The following is a 21329-nucleotide window of genomic DNA, read 5'->3' on the forward strand; positions in this document are numbered from 1 at the left end:
CCGGGAGCGGGGTGGCCGTATGAGCCGGGAACGGCGCGATGCGCTCGGCGGGAAGGCCGCCATCGCAGGGATCGGGGCAACCGAGTTCTCCAAGGATTCCGGGCGCAGCGAGCTCAAACTCGCCGTGGAAGCGGTCCACACGGCCCTCGACGACGCGGGACTCACCCCCGCCGACGTGGACGGACTGGTCACCTTCACCATGGACACCAGCCCCGAGATCACGGTTGCCCAGGCGGCCGGGATCGGGGAGCTCTCCTTCTTCTCCCGCATCCACTACGGAGGCGGCGCCGCCTGTGCCACGGTGCAGCAGGCCGCACTCGCCGTCGCTGCCGGAGTGGCCGACGTAGTCGTCTGCTACCGGGCGTTCAACGAGCGCTCCGGGCGGCGGTTCGGCTCAGGGGTCCAGCACAGGGAGCCTTCGGCCGAGGGAGCCGCGCTGGGCTGGGCGCTGCCGTTCGGGCTGCTCACACCGGCCTCCTGGGTGGCGATGGCTGCCCAGCGTTATCTGCACACATACGGTCTCTCGTCCGAGGTGTTCGGCCATGTCGCGGTGACCGACCGCAGATATGCGGCGCGTAACCCGGCGGCGTACTTCTACGAGAAGCCGATCACCCTCGCCGATCACGCCGCCTCGCGGTGGATCGTGGAGCCGCTTCGGCTGCTCGACTGCTGCCAGGAGACCGACGGGGGGCAGGCGATCGTCATCACCAGCGCCGAGCGCGCCCGTGATCTGCGCCGTCCTCCGGCGGTGATCGTGGCCGCGGCGCAGGGAGCGGGCCGGGCACAGGAGCAGATGACCAGTTTCTACCGGGACGATCTCAGCGGGCTGCCCGAGATGAACGTGGTGGCACGGCAGCTCTGGCAGACCTCCGGGCTGCGGCCGTCCGACATCGACGTGGGCATCCTCTACGACCACTTCACTCCGTTCGTGCTGATGCAGCTGGAGGAGTTCGGCTTCTGCAAGCCGGGCGAAGCAGCGGCCTTCGTCGCGGAGGACGCGCTTCCGCTGAACACCCATGGGGGCCAGGTCGGGGAGGCGTATCTGCACGGCATGAACGGCATAGCGGAAGCCGTACGGCAGGTGCGTGGCACATCGGTGAACCAGATATCCGGTGCGGCCACGACCCTCGTCACCGCAGGTACCGGCGTACCCACATCCGGGCTCATCCTCGGCACGGACGGCTGACACTGCGGCGTGGGCATTGGGTGGTCCGGGCCGGCGGACCGTTCACTGCGCCTATGCAACGACAAAAGATGTTCTTGTCCCATCTTCTGGGCGCAGCTGTCCTCCTGGCGCTCGCCGCTCCGGCAGCCGACGCCGCACCGGACGTCACCACTCCCCTGCCGGGAACGCCGGCCGGTACAGCGACGGGTGCGCAGACCAGTACGCAGCCGGGCGCGCAGACCAGCCCGCAGCCGGGTGCGCAGACCAGCCCGCAGCCGGGCGCGCAGACCAGCCCGCAGCCGGGTGCGCAGACTGGTACCGAGCCGGGTGCGCAGACCGGCAGGACAGGCGCAGGCAGGGCAGGCGTAGGCAGGACAGGCGCCGGAACGCCGGCCTCGCCCGCCGCCGCTGACACCGATCAGTTCGACGGCTGGGGGTTCGACACCTGTGTCACGCCGTCCCTCGCGACCATGCGTGCCTGGAAGTCGTCCCAGTACCGGAGCATCGGTGTCTACTACGGCGGCCGGGGCCGGGGCTGCCCCAACCAGCCCGAGCTCAGCAAGAACTGGGTGTCCAGCGTGTACGGGATGGGCTGGAAGGTTCTGCCGGTGTTCGTCGGCTCCCAGTCGCCGTGTGTGGCGGCCGAGGGCAAACGGAAGGTCACGATGGGCGACGACCCGGGGGGCCAGGGAACGGACGAGGGGCACGAAGCGGTCGAGCGGGCCCGAGCGCTCGGCATGGTGGAAGGCTCACCGCTCTATCTGGACATGGAGGCGTACGACCAGGGCGACAGCGACTGCGCCGCCACCACCCTCTCCTTCATCCGCTCCTGGGACCGCGAGGTGGAGCGTCTCGGATACGTCTCCGGTTTCTACAGCAGCGCGGACTCCGGGGTGGCGCAGCTCGGGGCGGAGCGCAGGGCGGGCACGTCGGACCTGCCGTCGGTGATGTGGTTCGCCCGCTGGAACGATCAGCCCTCGGTGACCGGGGAGCCGTCCCTGCGAAGCCAGGACTGGTCGCCGCATCTTCGGATCCACCAGTACGCGGGCGATGTGACGGAGGAGCACGGCGGCCAGGAGCTCAACATCGACCGGAACCGGGTCGACGCCCCGGTGGCCCGTATCGCCGATTAGCGAACGAACGTGCCGGACCGAAACGACCGCCCTCTCCCGGCGCCCTCCCCGCAATCCTTCCCGGGTCCTTCCCCGGTCCAGCACCGGAACCCCGACGAGGGGGAGGGCCGCCCTCCACCTTCAGGAGGTGGGGGTACCACCATTCCTACAACCTGAGGGGGATTCGCCTTCGGCACCTCTGGGCGATCTGCTCAAGGGGGTCCGGCTCCTAGCGTGGAGCTATGACCACGCCAGTCTGTACCAGCGCAGCGAAGGTGGCGACGCCGTACTCGTCGTTCGCCACCTACATGCGGGCCCGGGGGCCCGTTCTGCTGCGTACCGCCCGTTCGCTGACCGCCAATCCGAGTGATGCCGAGGACCTGCTCCAGACCGCGCTGACCAAGACCTACGTCGCGTGGGAGCGGATCGAGGACCATCGCGCGCTGGACGGTTATGTCCGGCGGGCGCTGGTGAACACCCGTACGTCGCAGTGGCGCAAGCGCAAGGTCGACGAGTTCGTCTGCGACGACCTGCCCGAGCCGGAGACCGCGCCCGCGCCCGACGCGGCCGAGCAGCAGGCGCTGCGCGACGCGATGTGGCACGCGGTGATGAAGCTCCCCGACCGGCAGCGGGCCATGCTGGTGCTGCGCTACTACGAGGACCTCAGCGAGCAGCAGACCGCCGAGGTGCTCGGGGTCTCGGTCGGTACGGTCAAGAGCGCGGTCTCCCGCGCCCTCGGCAAGCTGCGCGAGGACCCTGAGCTGTCCCCCGCCCACTGAGCCCGCCCAGCAGGGCACGGCATGGCGGACCCTCGCAGTACCGGAGCAGTACCGGAGCAGCGCAGGGACGTGCAGGGGCGGTGCAAGGCAGGACGGGGCGGGAGGCGTCGGCGGATTTCCTGACGACGGGTAGTGACATACCGATTGGTATGTGCGCAGAATTGCGACACATTACCCATGCGTAGCCAACGCTGCCCCTCCAGGAGGACGCCGTGCTGAGCACGATGCAGGACGTACCGCTGACAGTGACCCGCATGCTCGTCCACGGAACGCTGGTGCACGGGGCCTCCCGGATCACCACCTGGACCGGCGACGCCGCAGCACCGCAGCGCCGCTCCTTCGCCGAGACCGGCGCACGCGCCGTGCAGCTCGCCAACGCACTCCGCGGCGAGCTGGGGATCGACGGGGACCAGCGGGTGGCGACACTCATGTGGAACAACGCCGAGCACGTCGAGGCGTACTTCGCCGTTCCCTCCATGGGTGCCGTTCTGCACACCCTCAACATCCGGCTCCCCGCCGAGCAGCTGAACTGGATCGTCAACCACGCGGCCGACCGCGTGATCATTGTCAATGGCTCCCTGCTGTCGCTGCTCGCACCGCTGCTGCCGGACCTGCCGACCGTCGAGCACGTGGTGGTGAGCGGCCCCGGGGACCGCTCACTGCTCGCGGGGACCTCGGCGACCGTGCACGAGTACGAGGAACTGATCGCGGGCCGCCCGACGCGGTTCGACTGGCCCGAAATCGATGAACGTCAGGCCGCCGCCCTCTGCTACACCTCGGGCACCACCGGCGAGCCCAAGGGTGTCGTCTACTCGCACCGTTCCATCTTCCTGCACTCCATGCAGGTCAACTCGGCCCAGTCGATGGGGCTCACGGACCAGGACACGACGCTCGTGGTCGTGCCGCAGTTCCACGTGAACGCCTGGGGCTTGCCGCACGCGACCTTCATGTCGGGCGTCAACATGCTGATGCCCGACCGTTTCCTGCAGCCCGCGCCGCTCGCCGAGATGATCGGGCAGGAGAAGCCGACGCACGCGGCGGCGGTGCCCACCATCTGGCAGGGGCTGCTGGCCGAGGTGACCGCCCATCCGCGGGATCTGAGCTCGATGAAGCGGGTCACCATCGGCGGCGCCGCCTGCCCGCCGGCGCTGATGGAGGCGTACGACAAGCTGGGCGTCCGGCTCTGCCACGCCTGGGGCATGACGGAGACCTCACCGCTGGGGACGACGTCCAACCCGCCGGCCGGGCTGAGCCCGGAGGAAGAGTGGCCGTACCGCGTCACCCAGGGCCGCTTTCCCGCCGGTATCGAGGCGCGGCTGGCCGGGCCGGGCGGCGACATCCTGCCCTGGGACGGCGAGTCCGCCGGTGAGCTGGAGGTGCGCGGGCCGTGGATCACCGGTGCGTACTACGGCGGCGCGGGCGGCGAGAACTTCCGGCCCGCCGACAAGTTCAGCGCTGACGGCTGGCTGAAGACCGGCGATGTCGGTGTGATCAGCAAGGACGGCTTCCTGACGCTCACCGACCGCGCCAAGGACGTCATCAAATCCGGCGGAGAGTGGATTTCGAGCGTCGACCTGGAGAACGCGATCATGGCGCATCCGGCGGTCGCCGAGGCCGCTGTAGTTGCCGTCCCGGACGAGAAGTGGGGCGAACGGCCGCTCGCGACGGTCGTACTGAAGGAGGGCGAGAGCGCCGGGTACGAGGAGCTCAGGGCCTTCCTCGCACGGTCCGTCGCCAAGTGGCAGCTGCCGGAGCGGTGGGCGATCGTGCCGTCCGTGCCGAAGACGTCGGTCGGGAAGTTCGACAAGAAGGTGCTCAGGAAGCAGTACGCGGACGGCGAGTTGGACACCACCCAGCTCTGACCCTCGCCCCTGACGGTGCCCCTGTCGGCGCCGGCCCGGTCCAGGGTCGGCGCCGACGTCGGCCCGGCGTGCTCCGGTCCAGCCTGCTCTGGCTCAGATCGAGCTGGCCCAAAGCGAACTGGTCCAAAGCGAACTGGCTCAGAACGAGTCGGCTCAGAACGAACTGGCTCCGTTTCAGTTGGTGCCGATCTTCGCCAGCAGGTCGACGATCCGGCCCTGCACCTCGGTGCTGGTGGAGCGTTCCGCCAGGAACAGCACGGTCTCGCCCGAGGCGAGCCCGGACAGTTCGGACGCGTCCATTCCGGCCGAGGTGTAGACGACCAGCGGAGTGCGGTTCAGCTGCCCGTTCGCGCGGAGCCAGTCGACGATCCCGGCGCGTCGGCGGCGTACCTGCATCAGGTCCATCACCACCAGGTTCGGCCGCATTTGGGCGGCCAGGGCGACGGCCTCCGCGTCCGTGCCGGCCCGGGCCACCTGCATCCCGCGCCGCTCCAGCGTGTCCGTCAGGGCAAGCGCGATCTCCTCGTGCTCTTCGATCAGCAGGACGCGCGGCGGGTGCTGCTCGGTGTCGCGCGGGGCCAGCGCCTTCAACAGGACGGCTGGATCGGCCCCGTAGGCCGCCTCCCGTGTCGCCTGCCCGAGTCCGGCCGTCACCAGGACGGGCACCTCGGCGGCCACCGCCGCCTGACGCAGTGACTGCAGCGCCTTACGGGTGATCGGCCCGGTCAGCGGATCGACGAAGAGCGCTGCGGGGAACGCGGCGATCTGGGCATCGACCTCCTCCCGGGAGTGCACGATCACCGGGCGGTAGCCGCGGTCGCTCAGGGCCTGCTGGGTGGAGACGTCGGGCGCGGGCCAGACGAGCAGTCGGCGCGGGTTGTCGAGCGGCTCGGGAGGCAGCTCGTCGTCGACGGGCTGCGGCTGCGGCCGGTTGGCCACCTCCACGGCGCCACCGGGGCCGTCCAGCGGTTCGGGCCCCTCCGCCCCCTCGTCGGGGGCGCCTATGGCGTACGAACGACCCTCCGACTGGGGCGAGAGACGCTGCTGAGCCTGCTGGGAGGCCTGAGCCTGCGGGGGAAGCGGGACCTGCTGGGAGGTTGGAGCCGACGGGGACATCTGGCCCTGCTGATTCGCCCCGTGCTGATTCGCCCCGTGCTGGATTGCCCCCTGCGGTGTGTGGCCCTGCGGGGAGCGGCTCGGCTGGGGTCCCCCTTGCTCGCCGGCGGTCTGCGGATGCGGCCGGGCCGCCGGTTCGGGGCGTTCGCCCTCCGGCGGGGCCGCGAGCTTGCGCCGTCGGCCGGAACCAAGCGAGTGGGGCTGGTTCTGCTGTGCTGCGATCTGTTCGGCGAACGGCACGCCCTGACCGAGTGTCCGTACGCTTATTGCGCGTCCCTGCGCGCTGTCCGCGAGCAACGGCTCCTCGGCGGGCAGCGGCTGGGCCGTGGCCTCGTCGGCTGTCGGCCGCTCGGTGACGGAGGGCCAGCCCTCGGGCGACGCGTACAGCGTGCCGTCCTTCGGCTGCTCCTCGCTCGCCCCCGGGTGGTGCTGCGGCGCGAGCGGGTCGGTGCCGGGGGGCCCGGCCGCCCGTACGGGGTCATGGCCGCCCGGCGTCGAACCAACCGAACCAACTGAACCGACTGAACCGTCGGACGGCCCCTGTACGGGCCCCGCTTGCGGCTGCCCCTGTCCGTGTCCCTGCCCCTGTCCCTGCCCTTGCCCCTGTCCCCGGTCGGCGTCCGCGGGGGGAAGCGCGAACGGCGTACGCGGGCGCTCGGCCTCCGCGGCCGCTGAGGCCGAAGCTGTTGCGAGAGCCCGGCGCGCCCGGCGGCCGGGAGGCGGTGTCTGTCCTGTCTGGGTGTGGCCTGCCTGGGTCTGGCCCGGCTGGCCGTGGGCCGAGACGCCCGGCTGTGGTCCGGCAGGCGCGGGTCCCAGGGCGGGGCGGGCGTTCTCGATCTCGCGCACGCCCTCCGCGCGCCGTGCACGCCGTCCGGTGGGCACCGACGCTTCCGCCGGTACGCCCTGCGGCGGCACGGTCGCCCCGCGCTGCGGGTGCCCCGGCGCGTTCGCCCGCGCGTTCTCGGCGGAGGTCACCACGGAGCCCTCTGACGGCAATCCTCCCGCTGGAGGTACGGCGCCCTCGGAACCCGCGGCCCCGCCGGACAGTTCCGTACGTCCGCGCCTGCGGCCCGACCCGCCGTCACCGGTGCCGTTCTCCTGCGCGGGAATCACCGGGCCGGGGCGGCCTGCGCCCGGAGCGCCCGTGCCTGACCCGTCCGTACGGGCCGCTCCCGGAGCCGCACCCGCAGTACCCCCCGGAGCAGGAGCCGACCGAGCTGACAGAGCCGACCGAGCCGACGACTGAGCAGGAATCGGTGCGGGAAGAGCCGCAGGACCGGCTGCGGAAACAGGTGCGGGAGCCGCACCAGGACCCGCTTCCCCACGGCGCGCCCTGCGGCGCCCCGTGGGCGGCTCCGGGGCACCGGCACCCGTGGCGTCTGCCGGGCTCGCGCCCCCGGCGCCGCCGGAGCCCTCCAGGAAGGCATCGGTGGAAGAACGCCTGCCCCGGCGCCGTCCGCCGCCCGATGTGGCGTTCGACTGGTCCGTCGGATCGGGCGCAGGACCGCCGACCGCCTCCGATGCCGCGGCAGCCGGATCCACCGTCCCCGAGCCACCCCCGAGAGGCAGCTCCAGAACGTACGCACTGCCGGTCGTCCCCGGCACCTCATGGGTCTGGAGCACGCCGCCGTGCGCCCGGACGATCCCGCGCACGATCGGTTCGTGCACCGGGTCGCCGCCGCCGAACGGCCCGCGCACCTCGATCCGTACGACCTTGCCGCGCTGCGCTGCGGCCACCACGATCGTCGAGTCCACATAAGCGCCGCCCGCGGCGACCCGCGCCTTGCCCGTGGCGTCGACGCCGGCCACGTCCGCGATCAGATGCGCGAGAGCGCTCGCCAGCCGTCCCGCGTCGACCTCGGCCTCTATCGACGGCGCGTGCACCGCGAACTGCACCCGGCCGGGGCCGATCAGCTCGACCGCGCCCTCCACACCCGCTGCCACCACGGTGTCGACCATGACCTTCGTCCTGGTCAGCTCCTCCGTTCCGGCGGCGAGCCGCTGGAAGCCGAGCACGCTGTCGACGAGCGTGGTCATCCGCGCGTAACCGGCGGCCAGATGATGCAGGATCTGGTTGGCCTCGGGCCACAACTGGCCGGCCGGGTCGGCGGCGAGCGTGCCCAGCTCGGCCCGCAGCTCCTCCAGCGGCCCGCGCAGGGCGTCGCCGAGCACCGCGGTCAGCTGCTGCTGCCGCTCTTCGAGCGCCTCGTACTGTTCCGTCCGCGCCGACAACTCGGCCGCGTGCTTCTTGTCCCGGGCCGCGAGCTCGTCCGCGTGCCGCGCCTCGGCGGCGGCGTTCCGCTCGTCCTTGGCCCGGAGTTCGGCGGCGTGCTGCTTCGCCTGCTTCTCGTACGGGCGCCGGTCCGCGAAGGTCAGCACCGCGCCGACGAGCTGCTCGCCGTCCCGGACCGGCGCCGTGGTCAGGTCGACCGGCACCGGGCTGCCGTCCTTCGCCCACAGCACCTGCCCGCGCACCCGGTGCTTGCGCCCGGACCTGAGCGTGTCGGCGAGGGCGCTCTCGTCGTACGGGAAGGGTTCACCGTCGGCGCGGGAGTGCTGCACCAGCGGATGCAGCTCCTTGCCGCCGAGGTCGCTCGCCCGGAAGCCGAGGATCTGCGCGACGGAGGGGTTGACGAGCACGACGCGTCCGTCGGTGTCGGTCCCTACGACACCCTCGGACGCCGCGCGCAGAATCATCTCGGTCTGCCGCTGTGAACGCGCCAGTTCGGCTTCCGTGTCGACGGCACCCGACAGGTCCCGTACGACGAGCATCAGCAGCTCGTCACCGGTGAATCCCCCGCTGTAGGAGTCGTAGGCCTCCCGGCCGTCCTCCAGATTCGCGCTGGTCACCTCGACGGGGAACTCCGCGCCGTCGGTACGCCGCGCGAGCATACGCGTCGGCTTGGTCCTGCCCTGCTCGTCCGCGCCTTCGGGCCGCCGCATCGAGCCCGGGATCAGCCGGGAGTCGAACTCCGGCAGCAGATCGAGCAGCCCACGGCCGACAAGCGCCGTGCCCGGCGTCTCGAAGGCTTCGAGGGCGATGGAGTTGGCGTTGACGACCGTTCCGTTGCAATTGACGAGCAACAGCCCGTCCGGGAGGGCGTCAAGTATGGCTGCGAGGCGAGCAGCGCCTCGGGATGGCCTGCTGCTCACGACGACGCTTCCTCCCTGAACTACTGCACCTTGCTGACAACCTGGCCCATCTTGCCCCTCGGGCCATGGCGTGTCACTGCTGGAAGTCTAAAGGCAGGCGCTCCGGACATCGGCGGATGAGGGGGAGCTCTCACCAAGGTTGTGTGGAAGAACGGCTGGGGAGGCCTCAGCCGACGGTGTGCGGAAGGACGGGTTCGAGGGCGTCCCAGCGGGAGACCTCGCACCCGTTCGTACGCCGGAACATCGCGTCGACGGGCTGTCCCCGCCAGACCCCGGTGATGTGCGCGGTGGCCGGACCGCCGTACTGCATCGTGCACATCATGCCGGCGGGAACGGGCGCGAACGGCGCCCGCCGCTCGGCGGCGAGCTGGTCCAGCCGGTCGCAGGCCTGCTGCGGCGAGGCGTGTGTCCCTCCGGCGGGGGAGCAGACCAGGCGATGGGTGCCGTCGGCGGCGGGGCTGCCGGAATCGGCGACGGTGATGGTGAGCCGGTCACGGACCCACGGACCGGGAAGCCGGTGGCCGGGGTGCGTTCCGGGGGCGGGGAGCGGGGTGGCGGCAGGGGCGGTGGTCGCGACAGGGCCCGCGGGGGCGGCGGTCGCGACGGGGGCGGCGGCCAGCGCGGAGAGACAGGCGACGGCGGGGAGAGCGAGGCGGCGAAGCATGACGTGACTCCTCATGACGAAACTCCTCGGCAGAACGGACCAGCCGACCCGGGACATCAGCAGATCGGGAGATCAGCAGATCCGGGACGTCCGCCGATCCGGGTCAACGGATAAGGACGGCGGATACGGATCGGCAGACGCGGGTCAGCGGATACGGGTCAGCGGTACGGCTCAGGGGCGGGTGCCCCTGCCTCCCTAACGCTCCTGCGCGCCGGGCGTTGCGCGACACGAACGACTTTGCTCTGCCACCCCACGGCCTAGTACCGTGGGGCGCGATTGGTGACGGCCCGCAAGGCTGTGTCATCATCTGCACGCACCACTTCGCGCTCGCGCGACTTGTGTCGGTGTGCTGGAGGCGTCGCCTAGTCCGGTCTATGGCGCCGCACTGCTAATGCGGTTTGGGTTTTACGGCCCATCGAGGGTTCAAATCCCTCCGCCTCCGCCAGCTGGATCACTGAAGCCCCGTCCACGATGGACGGGGCTTCAGTCGTCCCACGGCGGTGTCCGCAGGGGCACAGTAGGACGTGTCTTCGCAGCTCAGCAGGGATGCGGCCAATGGATTTCACCTGACGCCACAGGTCATGTAATGTTGTTCTCGCAACGCCGACGGGGCAGAAAAGCCCGGAACGCCAAGCACTCGTAGCTTAACGGATAGAGCATCTGACTACGGATCAGAAGGTTGCAGGTTCGAATCCTGCCGAGTGCACAGCAGGTCACAGCCCCCGCCAGGGAAATCGGGCGGGGGCTTTGTCGTACGTGCAAGCAGCGAAGTGCAGCAACCGCACTGATCGCTGTCAGCCGGTACCACTCATGGCGTCGGACAGCTTGCCGATCGTTCCAGGGCAGCCCCAGCACCGCACCGCGGCGAGCCCGAGGGTCCGCACAGCACTGGCAGGTGGCGCCCAGCTGGTCAGCCACTCGCGCACGTCCCGGACGCTGAGTTTGTCGAGCCGCCGCTTCGCGCCGAGGTGAGGGGCGATGTAGAGCCGCACGGACCCCCTCGTACGAGACGTACGACAGCGGAGTCAGGTGGGCGCGCACCGGCGCAGCCCGCGCGGAGCGCCGCAAATCGGACTTGTGTCAACCGAGCTCGGGACTGCCCTCGCGGTAGATCTTTGCCGACGCGATCCGCCGGTCGTGGAGCAGGTAGAAAGCGGCGATGGAGAAGGTCTGCTCGTCGCCCTGGAACGTCAGTGTCTCGGTCATCCGGCAGGCAGCTTCGCTGCCCTCGGTGACAAGGTTCTGCACGGTCAGCGTGGGAAGCAGTCCCTCCATGGCGTCACGGAAGAATTCGGCGAGCGCGGCACGGCCTCGCACAGTCGTCGTCCCGGTCACCCATAGGGCATCTTCGGTGAAGCCTGCCAGGAGAGCATCGAGGTCGCGGGCGTTGAAGGCTCGCAGGTGCTCTCGGATCACCCCAGCTGTGTCTGTCGTCGTCACACTCGGAGTGTCGCAGGCGGCAGCTTTCAGCACAGCGGCCGCCCGGCCGCTGTGGAGCCGGGGGTTCCTGTCGCCTATCGAGTGAACTTGCCTTGAGTCGGGGGGAGTTGCATATGCCTGCGGCTACGTTCCGGGGCGGAGGTGGTGCTCGATGCGCGAGCAGGACACGCCGGAGGACGAGCCGGTGGCCCACGGCCGGGACGCGGTCGACGTCAGCGACTTCGTGTACGCGGCGACAGACGCGCGGGTGCGGCGGCTGACGTTGCCCGACGGGGCGCACTGGTTTCCGGCGGTGGACGTCGCAAGGAACCTTGGGTACACGAACACCCGGCAGGCCCTGCTGTGGCATGTCTCCCCGGACTGCCGACAGAGCCTCGGCGATCTCGCCAGAGGTGTCTACGGGGCAGACGCTTCGCGCAGAATTGCTGGTCACGGCCTCAAGAAGTCCATGAAGATGGTGTCGCTCGCCGGACTTGTCCAACTCGTCAACGGCTGTACGAAGCACGAGTGCGCGCCGTTCAGGAGATGGGTGGCCGACGTGGTGGCCACGGTGCAGCGTGATGGTGCGTACGAACTCGTTCCGGCCCCCGTCCAGCCCGACGGTCTGCGTGCCGCCTACGTCATGCCGGAGGAAATCGTCGACGCGATCGTGCGGTTGGAGGAGCGGAGTATCCGGGCTGAGGAGGCGTGTGCGGTCAGGGAGGCGGAGCGTCATCTGCTCCTGCGCGAGGCCAATCGGGGGCAGGATCTGCTGGCCCAGGCCTTCCACCGGATCGCCGATTCGCTGGACCGGCTTGCCGAGCGGGCGCAGCCGGGTGGCTTCGCGGCTGCCGCCTCGGCCGGCACGCCTCAGGAGCTGCTCGCGTGCTGGCAGGACAGGGATCTGGTCATCACCGAGGACATCCGTACGGTCGCGGCCGTGCTGGCGCCCGGTCTCGTTCAGGGCGCTGCTCGGTGCAGCGCCGAGGAGATCGCCACGCGTACTGGTCTGTCCCCCGCCCGGGTCCAGGACTGTGTCCGGCATCTGCTGCGGCGCGGATGCATACGGCAGTCGGGGTGCGCTCCGGACGGTTCGCCGGTCTACGTCCTCGCCTGAGGTGTGCGAGTGAGGTGTGCGTGCCGCCTCAGCGCCGGGTGAGGGGCCACTGTCAGTGGTGGGTGTCATGCTGCGAGTGACGCGGATTCGCCGTCCGTGCGCCGGTGGGATCAGGGGAGGGGGGTGCGGGAGCTATGTGGCGTTCCGGTGGGCTGCGGTGGGGGGACGAGGGCCCCCGGCTTGTGTGGGAGGGGCGGGCGCGGGCCAGTCCGCTTGTGTACGGGACGGACGTCGGCTTCCAGGTCGAGGTGTCGGGGGAGCGTACGTGTGTGGGGGCGCGGGGTCATGCCTGCCCGGTGCGGGCACGGGTGTCGGGGCGCGGTACGCAGGCGCGCTGCGCGGAGTGCGCCCGGCTCGACCGGGCGCACTCGGTGGCGGCCGACACGATCGCCGACGATCCCCGGGTCTACCGCGTCTACCTCGCCTGGTTCGGGGCCGGGATGGTCAAGGTGGGGATCACGGCGGAGGAGCGAGGCCCGGCGCGGCTGAGAGAGCAGGGGGCGGTGGCTTTCAGCTGGCTGGGGCGGGGGCCGTTGATGGCGGCACGGCGGACCGAGGAGCTGTTGCGTACGGCGCTGGGTGTGCCGGACCGGATTCCGTACGCGGACAAGCGGGCGGTACGGGCCCGGCTGCCCGGTCGGGGGGAGCGTGCGGCCGAGGTACGGGCGGTGCACGCCCAGGCAGTCGCGCTGTCCGGCTGGCCGGATTCGCTGGAGCGGCTGGAGTGCGAAGTGGCCGATCACGGGGAGGTGTTCGGGCTGGCGGGACTCGGTGACCCTTCGGGGGCGGTGAGCGAGTTGGTGGCGGGCGGGACCGTAGCCGGTCGACTGGTGGCTGCCGCAGGGCCTGACCTGCATCTCGCCGGGGACGACGGTGCGGTGATCGTCCTCGATACGCGGCTGATGGCCGGCTGGGGGCTGACGAGTGCGGAACCCGGTGCGGGGGTGACGGTGCCGGTGCGAGCGGCCCCGGCGGAACCGGAGGTGGAGCAGCCTGGGTTGTTCTGAGAGTGGGGCGCGGTGAGTGGTGAGGGGGTGGTATGGCCTGATCTCGGGCTGGTTATGTGGTGGCCCGGCTTGGCTTGGGTAGACTCGGGCTGGTTTGGGTCGGCCGCTTGGTCAGGGCGCTGTCAGTGCCTTCAGCGCTGCCCTGAGCTGCGTCGCGAGTTCCGGGTCCGTGATCTCGCCTGTGTCCCGGTCGAGCCTGGCGCCGATGGTTCCGACCATCAGGCAGGCCTCATCGATCACGCTGCCGGTCATCATCCGCAGGGTTTCGCGCAGTTGGGTGTTGGCGTAGTCGCCGCCCGTCGGGCTGGGTGACGCGGTGATCACACCAACCCTGCGGTCGATGAACTCGCCGCTGCTGACCAGCCAGTCCAGGGCGTTCTTCAGTACGCCGGGCACACCGTGCGCGTACTCGGGGCTCACGATCAGCACCGCGTCCGCCTCGGCCACGGACTTCCGCAGGGCCGTCACCTGGGCCGGGGGCACGGCGCCCTCGCCGTCGAGATCCGGGTTGAAGTGCGGCAGCCCGCCGATCTCGGCCGGCGTGACGGCCGTCCCTTCGGCCGTGGCCAGGGCCACGGCCGCACGTAGCAGGGCGCCGTTGGTCGAACGGGCGCGCAGGCTGCCCGACAGGGTGAGGATCCGCATGTGGCGACCGTACGTCAGCCGGCCCGGGCGACCGTACGTCAGTCCCGGCGACCGTACGTCGGCCCGGGCGGACGGGCAGCGCGAGCTGTTGCAGCAGCGGGCGTTGGGGCAGCTCCGGTCCGGATGGGGCAGTCCTGGCCCGGAGGGGGCAGCGGCCCGGACGGGGCAGCCCTGGCCGGCTGAGGGGCCCCCACCCCGGTGGGAAAGCCCCACCCCGGCGGGACAGCCCCGGCTGGGAGGCGGAGTGTCCCGGCCCGGCGGGGTGTGCCGGGCAGAGCCGTCTTCGGTGGCGGCGGTTTCTCAGGAATTTCACAGGTTGGGGAAAGAGGGCTCTCAGAGGTCGCTCGGAGGCTGGGCCCATGACTACGACCTCGCCCCAGGGGCGTACCGAAATGTGCAGGCGCGACGGCAGCGCGGTGCGCGTTCTCGTCGTGGACGACGAGGCCTCGCTCGCGGAGCTGCTCTCCATGGCGCTGCGCTATGAGGGCTGGCAGGTCCGCAGTGCCGGTGACGGGGCCGGAGCCGTGCGGGCCGCGCGGGAGTTCCGGCCCGATGCCGTGGTGCTCGATGTGATGCTCCCCGACATGGACGGTATCGCCGTGCTCGGCCGGATGCGCCGCGAGCTGCCCGATGTGCCGGTGCTCTTCCTGACCGCCAAGGACGCCGTGGAGGACCGGATCGCGGGCCTGACGGCGGGCGGTGACGACTACGTGACCAAGCCGTTCAGCCTGGAGGAGGTCGTGGCCAGACTGCGCGGGCTGATCCGCCGCTCGGGTACGGGCGCTCAGCGCAGCGAGTCGACACTCGCCGTCGGTGATCTGACCCTCGACGAGGACAGCCACGACGTCACCAGGGGCGGAACCAACATCCATCTGACCGCGACCGAGTTCGAGCTGCTGCGCTTCCTGATGCGTAACCCGCGCCGGGTGCTCTCCAAGGCACAGATCCTCGACCGGGTGTGGTCGTACGACTTCGGCGGCCAGGCCAACGTGGTCGAGCTCTACATCTCGTACCTGCGGCGCAAGATCGACGCGGGGCGTTCGCCGATGATCCACACCCGGCGCGGGGCCGGATATCTGATCAAGCCCGGGGAGTGACCGGTGTCGGTGCGGCGGCGCTGGTCGCTGCGTACCCGGCTCGTCGTCTCGGCCGTGGCACTGATCGCCGTGGTGGTGGCCGTGATCGGTACGGTCACCACCATCGCCATGCACTCCAATCTGGAGCGGCAGCTCGACAAGCAGCTGGTGGCGGCGGCCCAGCGGCCCGACCACGACCCGATGGGCGGCGACCGTTCCATCGTCCAGCAGCCCGGGCTGCCGATCGGGACCGTCGGCGGGCGCACCGCCGTCGGCGGTGACGGCCTGGTCGACGGGGTGAAGAGCGTCGCCACACCGGGCGCCCGGCCCGACAGCTCGCCACTCGGCGACGACCAGCTCGGCGCACTGGAATCGGTGCCCAGGGACGGGTATCCGCACACCGTCTCCCTCCCCGGCCTCGGGGACTTCCGGGCGATCTCCTCCAGCAGCGGCACGTTTGTGCTCGGCTTTCCGCTGACCGGTGTCCAGTCCACCGTCACCACTCTGATCGTGGTCGAGGTCTGTGTCACGGCGGCCGGGCTGCTCGCGGCCGCCATCACGGGGACCGCGCTGGTCGGGGTGGCGCTGCGTCCGCTCAGACGGGTCGCGGCGACCGCGACCCGGGTCTCCGAACTCCCGCTGCACAGCGGCGAGGTGGCCCCGCTGGAACGGGTCCCCGACGCCGAGGCCGATCCGCGGACCGAGGTCGGGCAGGTCGGCGCGGCGCTCAACCGGATGCTGGGCCATGTGGGTTCGGCGCTGGCCGCCCGGCAGGAGAGCGAGACGCGGGTACGGCAGTTCGTGGCCGACGCCAGTCATGAGCTGCGGACCCCGCTGGCCTCCATCCGCGGCTATGCCGAGCTCACCCGGCGCGGCGGCGAGGAGACCGGCCCGGACACCCGGCACGCGCTGGGCCGCATCGAGTCCGAGGCCCGGCGGATGACCGGTCTGGTGGAGGATCTGCTGTTGCTCGCACGACTGGATGCGGGACGCCCGCTCACGTACCAGAGCACTGATCTGTCACCGCTCACGTACGAGAGCACCGATCTCTCCCCGCTCGTGGTCGACGCGGTGAGTGATGCGCGCGCGGCGGGCCAGGATCACACCTGGCGGCTCGAACTGCCCGACGACCCCGCCCTGGTGCCGGCCGACGGGGCCCGCATCCAGCAGGTCCTGGTGAACCTGCTCGCCAACGCCCGTACGCACACCCCGCCCGGCACCACCGTCACCGCACGGGTGAGGCGGGACGGGGGCTGGGTGGTGGTGGAGGTGCTGGACGACGGCCCGGGTATTCCGGCCGAGTTGCTGCCGTACGTCTTCGAACGGTTCGCCCGCGGGGACGCCTCACGGTCGCGGCATGCCGGTTCGACCGGGCTCGGGCTCGCGATCGTGCAGGCGGTCGTGGTGGGGCACGGCGGGACGGTGACCGTACGGAGCGCGCCGGGCCGCACGGAGTTCGTGGTCAGGCTGCCGGGGGTGGCGGCGGTTGCGGGGCATCCGGGGCCGTCGGGAGTTCTGGGGCACCCGGGGGATCCGGCGGTCCCGGTAGTACCCACGGCTCCGGCCGCCCCCACGGCTCGCCCCACCCCGCACCCCCCGACTCACAGCTCCACCACAGGCTGACCACACAGGGGTGACAGCGCCGCTGGCGAGTGTCGTCGGTATGCGAACCGACACTTCTCCGGGCACCCTGCCGGCACGGGAGCATCTCCCCGTGACGGCGGCCGACGCCCCGGTGCTCGATGTGGTGATCCCCGTGTACAACGAGGAGAAGGACCTCGAACCGTGTGTGCTGCGGCTCCGCGACCATCTCGCCGGGACGTTCCCGTACAGCTTCCGGATCACGATCGCCGACAACGCGAGCACCGACCGGACCCCCGAGGTGGCCGCGGGACTCGATGCCATGCTGGACGAGGTGCGGGCCGTCCGGCTCGACCAGAAGGGGCGCGGGCGGGCACTGCGGAGTGTCTGGTCCGCGTCCGACTCCCCCGTCCTCGCCTATATGGACGTCGATCTCTCCACGGGCCTCAACGCGCTGCTGCCCCTGGTGGCTCCGCTGATCTCCGGGCACTCCGATCTGGCCATCGGCTCCCGGCTCGCGCGGAGTTCGAGGGTGGTGCGGGGTCCCAAGCGCGAGTTCATCTCGCGCGCGTACAACCTGATCCTGCGCTCGTCGCTCTCCGCCCGGTTCAGCGATGCCCAGTGCGGATTCAAGGCCATCCGCCGGGATGTCGCGCAGCGGCTGCTGCCGATGGTCGAGGACACCGGGTGGTTCTTCGACACCGAGATGCTGGTGGTCGCCGAACGCGCCGGGCTGCGGATCCATGAGGTGCCGGTCGACTGGGTCGACGACCCGGAGTCGACCGTGCACATCGTGCGGACTGCCGTGGACGATCTCAGGGGCGTCTGGCGGGTGGGGCGCGCGCTGGGCGTCGGTGCGCTCCCGCTCGACCGGCTCGCGCGCCCCTTCGGCGACGATCCGCGCGACCGCGAACTGACGGGCGTGCCCGGGGGGCTGGCCCGTCAGCTGGTCGGTTTCTGCGTCGTCGGTGCGCTTTCCACGCTGCTCTATCTGCTGCTGTACTCCCTGTTCCGTACGGGGGTGAGCCCCCAGCTCGCCAACGCGGGCGCCCTGCTGGTCTCGGCGCTGATCAACACCGCCGCCAACCGGAGACTCACCTTCGGTGTGAGCGGGCGCGACAGCGCGGTACGCCATCAGGCCCAGGGGCTGGTCGTGTTCGCGATCGGTCTCGCCCTCACCAGCGGGTCCCTCGCCGCGCTCGGCGCGGCGTCCGACGACCCCTCGCACGGCACCGAGCTCGCGGTGCTGATCGCGGCCAACCTCGCAGCGACGGTGCTGCGTTTCCTGCTCTTCCGCGCCTGGGTGTTCCCCGAGCGGCGCACCGACGACCCGAGGACTGCACGATGACCACCGCCGATATCCGTACCCATCAGATCCCGGGGGCTATCTCGCCACCCTCCGGGCTGTCGCGCACCGCCCGGCTGTGGCGCGGGCGTGCCGAGGACCCGCGCTGGGTGCGGCCCGCGTTCCTCGGGCTGCTGCTGCTCACCTTCGTGTCCTACCTCTGGGACCTCAGCGCCTCCGGATACGCCAACTCCTTCTACTCCGCGGCGGCCCAGGCCGGCGGGGTGAGCTGGAAGGCCCTCTTCTTCGGCTCACTCGACTCGGCCAACGCCATCACTGTCGACAAACCCCCGGCCGCACTCTGGCCGATGGCGCTCTCGATACGGATATTCGGGCTGAGCTCGTGGGCGATCCTCGTCCCGCAGGTGCTGATGGGCGTCGGCACGGTCGCGGTGCTGTATGCGGCGGTACGGCGCCGGTTCAGCGCGGTGGCCGGGCTCATCGCAGGCGTGGTGCTGGCGACGACGCCGGTCGCCGCGCTGATGTTCCGCTTCAACAACCCCGACGCGCTGCTCGCGCTGCTGATGACGGTCACCGTCTACTTCGTGCTGCGTGCGCTGGAGGACGGGCGGACCAAGTGGCTGGTGTGGGCGGGCGTGGCGATCGGCTTCGCCTTTCTGACCAAGACGCTCCAGGCGTTCCTGATCCTGCCGCCGCTGGCTGTCGTGTACGGGGTCTTCGCGCCCACAACGGTACGCAGGCGGCTGGGCCAGATCGGCCTGTCCGCGGGGGCGATGCTGGTAGCGGGCGGCTGGTGGACGGCGGTCGTCGAACTGTGGCCCGCGTCATCGCGCCCGTACATCGGGGGCTCGCAGAACAACTCGTTCCTGGAGCTGACCTTCGGCTACAACGGGCTCGGCCGCATCAGCGGCGACGAGACCGGCAGTGTCGGGGGTGGCGGCGGCGGTCGGGGTGCGGGGGGCGGCGGCTGGGGTGCGTCCGGCCTCGACCGGATGTTCAACTCCGAGATCGGCAGCCAGATTTCGTGGCTGCTGCCTGCCGCCCTCATCCTGCTGGTCGCGGGGATCGTCATCACCTGGCGGGCCAGGCGCACGGAGACCGCGCGCGGCGCGTTCCTGGTGTGGGGCAGTGCGCTGCTGATGACCCTGCTGATCTTCAGCTTCATGGCCGGGATCTTCCACCAGTACTACACGGTGGCGCTGGCGCCTTACCTCGCCGCCCTCGTAGGGATGGGCGTCACGGTCCTGTGGGAGGAACGCGGCCGGTTCGTGTGGTCGGCGGTGCTGGGCGTCGTGGTCGCGGCGACCGCGGTCTGGGCGTACGTGCTTCTCGGCCGGACGCCGGACTATCTGCCCTGGCTGCGCTGGGCGGTGCTGGTCGTGGGGCTGGCCGCGGCGCTCGGCCTGGCGGTGGCCGGCCGGCTGAATCGCAGGTTCGCGCTGAGCGCCGCCGGCGTGGGGCTGGTGGCTTCGCTGGCCGCGCCCTTCGCGTACACGGTGTCCACGCTGAACACCGGACACACCGGGTCGATCGTGACGGCGGGTCCGGCGGGCGCGAGCCGGATGGGTGGCATGGGCGGGTTCCCCGGTCGGGGCGGCCGGGATGGCGGTGGCTGGGGCGGTCCGGGGGCGGGGCAGACGCCCAACGGGAAGGCCGGTCAGGCGGGGCAGGCCGGTCAGGCGGGGCAGACCGGTCAGGCCCCGGGTAATGGCCCGGGCGGCCGGCTGGGACAGCCGCCGACCGGTGGGCAGGGGAGCGGCCAGGGCCAAGGCCAGGCGCAGAACGGCCAGGGCCGGACGGGCCGCGCACCGGGCGGCTGGATGGCCGAGCGCGGCTTCGGGGGCCGCGGCGGTATGGGCGGTCTTCTCGACGGCCAGCAGGTCAGCGCCAAGGTCAAGACCAAGATCAGTGCGCACGCCGACGATTACACCTGGATGGCCGCAGCCATCGGCTCGCAGAACGCCGCGAGTTACCAGCTCGCGACCCAGAAGCCGGTCATGGCGATCGGCGGCTTCAACGGCAGCGACCCCTCACCCACGCTCACGCAGTTCAAGAAGGACGTGACGGACGGGAAGATCCACTACTTCGTCGCAGGCGGCGGAATGGGCGGCGGAATGGGCCGCGGCGGATCCGGCAGTGGTACCGCTTCCAAGATCACGTCCTGGGTCGAGGGACGGTTCGTAAAGGTGACGGTCGGGTCGGCGACGCTGTACGACCTGACGCAGGTGAAGGCCGGCGCGAACACCTCCGGCGGCTGAGGAACGCAGCCGGTACGCGAAGGGAAGGAGGGGTGGGGTGGGGAGAGGATCTCCCCGCCCCACCCCTTTCCTGTTGCTTCCCCGCGCCTCGCCTACCGTCGCAGCGAAAGATCCGCCACGATCGGCCGATGGTCGGACGCGAGCGTGTCGGGCACCTCCGCGCCGCGCACCGCCACCCCGGGCGAGACCGCCACGTAGTCGATCCGTTCCACGGGTTTCAGGGCCGGGAACGTCGGTGCGCCCGGCTCCACGTCCGTCAGATCGCGCCACAGCGGCGCCAGCTCGGGTGCGTCCGGGGTCGCGTTGAAGTCGCCCAGGAGGACCTTCCGGTTCCGGTCCCGCCCCATGATGCGGCGGGTATCGGCGACTTGGCTCACCCGTACGGAGGGGTCGGCGCGGTAGTCCAGGTGCGTCACGTACACGTGCAGCGGTACGCCCTTCACCCGCAGCTCGACCTCACCGAAGCCGGGGGCCGGCGCAGGGACCGGATTGGGGTCCTGGGTGGAGAGGCGGGTGATCTCGTGGTTCACGGCCTTCAGGATGCGGTACTTCGAGAGCACCGCCACCCCGAACTCCCGCCCGTCGACGCTGTATATCGGGGCGAAGTACACCTGCATCCCGAGCCGTTTCGCCAGCTCGCCCGCCACATCGCGCCACTCGCTGCGCGCCGCCCAGTGGACGTCGACCTCCTCGAGCCCGATCGCGTCGGCGTGCATCGCGCGCAGGGCCGCCTCCTGCCGGTCGAGGTCGAAGACGTTGTCCATCCCGGCGCCCGCATGGATGTTGTACGAGGCGACCCGCAGCGGGACGTCACGGGTATGGGCGCGAGTGGGGGCATGTGCCTGCGCCGGGGGCGCGATCGTCGCGGCGAGGACACCTGAGACCAGAAGCACTTCAGCAACACGAGCAGTCAGCTTCATCGGACGTAGCTACCCGAAAGCGGCTCGGCGCAAAACGCGTTTACACCGTAGAAGGTATTCCTCTACGGTGTAGAACTCCACGACGACCTCACGACCTCACGACCTCACGACTTCACGACCTCATGACCCCACAACTCCACGCCCCCAGA

The 21329-nt window shown here is 70.9% G+C and carries 15 protein-coding genes, 2 tRNA genes and 1 pseudogene; 12 read left to right on the top strand and 6 right to left on the bottom strand.

The window, feature by feature from the left end:
* The first annotated feature begins 19 nt into the window (after positions 1-19).
* The 4 genes from OG452_RS17650 to OG452_RS17665 all read left to right on the top strand — a co-directional run bounded on the left by OG452_RS17650 (position 20) and on the right by OG452_RS17665 (position 4918).
* Complete coding sequence (locus OG452_RS17650) at positions 20-1186, top strand: lipid-transfer protein (RefSeq protein WP_327296552.1); 1167 nt, start codon at positions 20-22, stop codon at positions 1184-1186.
* Between the two features lie 74 nt (positions 1187-1260).
* On the top strand, positions 1261-2298 hold the full coding sequence (locus OG452_RS17655) for a DUF1906 domain-containing protein (protein ID WP_327296553.1): 1038 nt from the start codon (positions 1261-1263) through the stop codon (positions 2296-2298).
* Positions 2299-2519: 221 nt separating this feature from the next.
* Entirely contained in the window at positions 2520-3056 is a 537-nt protein-coding gene (locus OG452_RS17660) for a SigE family RNA polymerase sigma factor (RefSeq protein WP_327296554.1), read from the top strand.
* 212 nt (positions 3057-3268) lie between these two features.
* On the top strand, positions 3269-4918 hold the full coding sequence (locus OG452_RS17665; RefSeq protein WP_327296555.1) for a long-chain fatty acid--CoA ligase: 1650 nt from the start codon (positions 3269-3271) through the stop codon (positions 4916-4918).
* Between the two features lie 174 nt (positions 4919-5092).
* Here OG452_RS17665 and OG452_RS17670 read toward each other — a convergent pair whose 3' ends face one another.
* Together OG452_RS17670 and OG452_RS17675 are read right to left on the bottom strand one after the other, a co-directional pair.
* A complete protein-coding gene (locus OG452_RS17670) occupies positions 5093-9187 on the bottom strand; it encodes a PAS domain-containing protein (protein WP_327296556.1) in 4095 nt (1364 codons plus the stop codon).
* 166 nt (positions 9188-9353) lie between these two features.
* Entirely contained in the window at positions 9354-9851 is a 498-nt protein-coding gene (locus OG452_RS17675; protein ID WP_327299673.1) for an SSI family serine proteinase inhibitor, read from the bottom strand.
* Between the two features lie 351 nt (positions 9852-10202).
* Here OG452_RS17675 and OG452_RS17680 point away from each other — a divergent pair.
* Together OG452_RS17680 and OG452_RS17685 are read left to right on the top strand one after the other, a co-directional pair.
* Positions 10203-10296: transfer RNA gene (locus tag OG452_RS17680), tRNA-Ser, on the top strand.
* A 188-nt stretch (positions 10297-10484) separates the two neighbouring features.
* A tRNA-Arg gene (locus OG452_RS17685) sits at positions 10485-10557 on the top strand.
* Between the two features lie 155 nt (positions 10558-10712).
* On the opposite strand, the pseudogene OG452_RS17690 reads toward OG452_RS17685, so the two are convergent.
* Positions 10713-10892 (bottom strand): annotated as a pseudogene (locus OG452_RS17690) (site-specific integrase); the annotation flags it as partial.
* A 39-nt stretch (positions 10893-10931) separates the two neighbouring features.
* The gene (locus tag OG452_RS17695; RefSeq protein WP_327296557.1) at positions 10932-11291 is read right to left on the bottom strand and encodes a nuclear transport factor 2 family protein; all 360 of its coding nucleotides are present in this window, start codon (positions 11289-11291) and stop codon (positions 10932-10934) included.
* A 151-nt stretch (positions 11292-11442) separates the two neighbouring features.
* Between OG452_RS17695 and OG452_RS17700 the strand changes: the two genes are divergently transcribed.
* The gene (locus OG452_RS17700) at positions 11443-12387 is read left to right on the top strand and encodes a BRO family protein (protein WP_327296558.1); all 945 of its coding nucleotides are present in this window, start codon (positions 11443-11445) and stop codon (positions 12385-12387) included.
* A gap of 134 nt (positions 12388-12521) precedes the next feature.
* Positions 12522-13394, top strand: a complete 873-nt coding sequence (locus OG452_RS17705; RefSeq protein WP_327296559.1) for a DUF2797 domain-containing protein — start codon at positions 12522-12524, stop codon at positions 13392-13394.
* Positions 13395-13505: 111 nt separating this feature from the next.
* On the opposite strand, the gene OG452_RS17710 is transcribed toward OG452_RS17705, so the two are convergent.
* Positions 13506-14039, bottom strand: a complete 534-nt coding sequence (locus OG452_RS17710; RefSeq protein WP_327296560.1) for an NADPH-dependent FMN reductase — start codon at positions 14037-14039, stop codon at positions 13506-13508.
* A 359-nt stretch (positions 14040-14398) separates the two neighbouring features.
* On the opposite strand from OG452_RS17710, the gene OG452_RS17715 reads away from it, so the two are divergent.
* The 4 genes from OG452_RS17715 to OG452_RS17730 are packed head-to-tail and all read left to right on the top strand — an operon-like array spanning position 14399 to position 20260.
* Entirely contained in the window at positions 14399-15136 is a 738-nt protein-coding gene (locus OG452_RS17715) for a response regulator transcription factor (protein WP_327296561.1), read from the top strand.
* A gap of 9 nt (positions 15137-15145) precedes the next feature.
* Positions 15146-16738: a HAMP domain-containing sensor histidine kinase gene (locus tag OG452_RS17720; RefSeq protein WP_327299674.1), complete on the top strand. Its 1593-nt coding sequence runs from the start codon at positions 15146-15148 to the stop codon at positions 16736-16738.
* Positions 16739-16778: 40 nt separating this feature from the next.
* Positions 16779-18044: a bifunctional glycosyltransferase family 2/GtrA family protein gene (locus OG452_RS17725; RefSeq protein ID WP_327296562.1), complete on the top strand. Its 1266-nt coding sequence runs from the start codon at positions 16779-16781 to the stop codon at positions 18042-18044.
* Entirely contained in the window at positions 18041-20260 is a 2220-nt protein-coding gene (locus tag OG452_RS17730; RefSeq protein ID WP_327296563.1) for a glycosyltransferase family 39 protein, read from the top strand. The genes OG452_RS17725 and OG452_RS17730 overlap by 4 nt, the downstream gene beginning before the upstream one ends.
* 92 nt (positions 20261-20352) lie before the next feature.
* Here OG452_RS17730 and OG452_RS17735 read toward each other — a convergent pair whose 3' ends face one another.
* Positions 20353-21180, bottom strand: a complete 828-nt coding sequence (locus tag OG452_RS17735; protein ID WP_327296564.1) for an endonuclease/exonuclease/phosphatase family protein — start codon at positions 21178-21180, stop codon at positions 20353-20355.
* Between the last annotated feature and the right edge of the window lie 149 nt (positions 21181-21329).

It is taken from the genome of Streptomyces sp. NBC_01197 (genome assembly GCF_036010505.1).
In the GTDB taxonomy this organism is placed as follows: domain Bacteria; phylum Actinomycetota; class Actinomycetes; order Streptomycetales; family Streptomycetaceae; genus Streptomyces.

What these genes read in the sequence shown, in the direction of transcription:
- OG452_RS17705 (WP_327296559.1), top strand. Translation starts at nt 12,522, where the DNA reads ATGTGGCGTTCCGGTGGGCTGCGGTGGGGGGACGAGGGCCCCCGGCTT.
- OG452_RS17735 (WP_327296564.1), bottom strand. Translation starts at nt 21,180, where the DNA reads ATGAAGCTGACTGCTCGTGTTGCTGAAGTGCTTCTGGTCTCAGGTGTC.
- OG452_RS17650 (WP_327296552.1), top strand. Translation starts at nt 20, where the DNA reads ATGAGCCGGGAACGGCGCGATGCGCTCGGCGGGAAGGCCGCCATCGCA.
- OG452_RS17675 (WP_327299673.1), bottom strand. Translation starts at nt 9,851, where the DNA reads ATGCTTCGCCGCCTCGCTCTCCCCGCCGTCGCCTGTCTCTCCGCGCTG.
- OG452_RS17710 (WP_327296560.1), bottom strand. Translation starts at nt 14,039, where the DNA reads ATGCGGATCCTCACCCTGTCGGGCAGCCTGCGCGCCCGTTCGACCAAC.
- OG452_RS17660 (WP_327296554.1), top strand. Translation starts at nt 2,520, where the DNA reads ATGACCACGCCAGTCTGTACCAGCGCAGCGAAGGTGGCGACGCCGTAC.
- OG452_RS17715 (WP_327296561.1), top strand. Translation starts at nt 14,399, where the DNA reads ATGACTACGACCTCGCCCCAGGGGCGTACCGAAATGTGCAGGCGCGAC.
- OG452_RS17700 (WP_327296558.1), top strand. Translation starts at nt 11,443, where the DNA reads ATGCGCGAGCAGGACACGCCGGAGGACGAGCCGGTGGCCCACGGCCGG.
- OG452_RS17725 (WP_327296562.1), top strand. Translation starts at nt 16,779, where the DNA reads ATGCGAACCGACACTTCTCCGGGCACCCTGCCGGCACGGGAGCATCTC.
- OG452_RS17730 (WP_327296563.1), top strand. Translation starts at nt 18,041, where the DNA reads ATGACCACCGCCGATATCCGTACCCATCAGATCCCGGGGGCTATCTCG.